The sequence below is a fragment of the Psychrobacter sp. GW64-MNA-CIBAN-0177 genome (assembly GCF_040309585.1).
Taxonomy (GTDB): Bacteria; Pseudomonadota; Gammaproteobacteria; order Pseudomonadales; family Moraxellaceae; genus Psychrobacter; species Psychrobacter okhotskensis.
This window is the reverse complement of record NZ_JBEOOY010000386.1, coordinates 1-257: the sequence shown is the minus strand read 5'-3', so window position 1 is coordinate 257 and position 257 is coordinate 1. Positions and strand designations below refer to the sequence as shown.

The 257-nt window shown below is 41.6% G+C and carries 1 pseudogene; it reads right to left on the bottom strand.

Annotated features, from left to right (window positions below):
- Window positions 1–151: pseudogene (locus tag AAEY79_RS15555) on the bottom strand (acyl-[acyl-carrier-protein]--UDP-N-acetylglucosamine O-acyltransferase); the annotation flags it as partial.
- Window positions 152–257: the final 106 nt, after the last annotated feature.

Sequence of the window (257 nt, the reverse complement as noted above, 5' to 3'; positions counted from 1 at the left end):
GGGTAAGTCTTGCCACGACGACATGCCGATGCAGCGTCGTATAGGCACCAATCGTCACCTCATCGCCAACAATACAATAAGGACCGATGATAGCAGTCTCATCAATCTGAGCGGACGGTGAGATGAGTGCTGTTGGATGGATCTGACTCATAATTTAGGCCTTTGTATCATCTGATGCAAGTAAATAGTAAAACAAATACAACCAATTTAACTTTATAAATTAAGCCAATACCCGTTCAGATTATAATGATTAGTGG